The organism is Sphingomonas sp. Leaf208, assembly GCF_001421415.1.
GTDB lineage: Bacteria > Pseudomonadota > Alphaproteobacteria > Sphingomonadales > Sphingomonadaceae > Sphingomonas.
The window spans coordinates 1-1018 of record NZ_LMKH01000033.1 but is presented as its reverse complement, the minus strand read 5'-3'; the positions used below and the strand labels follow the sequence as shown (position 1 = coordinate 1018).

Annotated in this window: 1 protein-coding gene; it reads right to left on the bottom strand. The window is 55.2% G+C overall.

The genetic code is table 11. The features are described from left to right. Positions 1 to 628 precede the first annotated feature (628 nt). A partial coding sequence (locus ASE69_RS12665; RefSeq protein WP_156362335.1) for a DUF4214 domain-containing protein occupies positions 629 to 1018 on the bottom strand: 390 nt, incomplete at its 5' end.

Here is a 1018-nt window from a genome sequence, read left to right as displayed (position 1 = left end):
CCTCGCCATCGTTGTAACGCCTGGTCGTACCGTCAGTCATATGCCTCACTCTTATCTAAGAGCGGGGCCCTGTCAGGTCATTTAGGGGGCCACCTCACAGTTGGTCAGATAATTTAATTTGGATCAACTCGCACCATTCCCATCTTGACGCTCGTTATTGTTTCGATTGGAGAAGTCGGATGGCTTACGAACCGCACGTCGACGGAGTGACGAGCCAGGCCTCCGAGGGCTGTGTCGTCATTGAGGGGCAGGGGATTGCGGCGACCCTTGAGCCGAACCTAGCGCTTGATCTTGCTGATCAGCTGACAACTGCTGCGGTGGACGCGATGGGGCACCGGAGAATGGCAGAGATCAACGAGCATGCGCGGGACACGCTTTCTCAAGCTCCAAACTTGGAACCCTCTTCGTTGAGATAGAATGCTTGGGGATCGTCCATCGGTAGCTGCGCCAGCCTTACCTAGCAGGGGGAGCAGTCGTTAAGCAGCTCCCCCTGCCCAAGCCTTAAGCTGCGTCGATACCGCCTATGATCGAGCCGGCAAGGTAGTTGTAATGCTCTTGGCTCTGTGAAAACTCGAGCAAAAGCGCTCCCTTGCTGAAGCCATTGTCCAACGCGGTGGTGTAGTAAGCTTTACCGCCTGCTGTAATGCTCTTGGCTCTGTGAAAACTCGAGCAAAAGCGCTCCCTTGCTGAAGCCATTGTCCAACGCGGTGGTGTAGTAAGCTTTACCGCCTGCATCGCCTTCACGATCGAGTGTATTGCGGTACATATAGTCGACCAGCTGACCATTACTGAAGCCTTTGGTAGCCTGCGTAAATTCTGCAGAGCCGGCGAAGTCATTGGCCGCCTGCGTAAGCGTGAGGGTTCCTGCCTTCAGACGCTCGGCGTAATAGGTCAATCCGCTTGTGTCAGGCTTCCGACCGGCGAAACTGTCATAAAGCAGTGCCACTGCCTGATAGTTGTCGTCCGTATTAAAATACCCCTGCGCCACGGTATTCGCGGTGAGAGCGCGGTGCTCTGT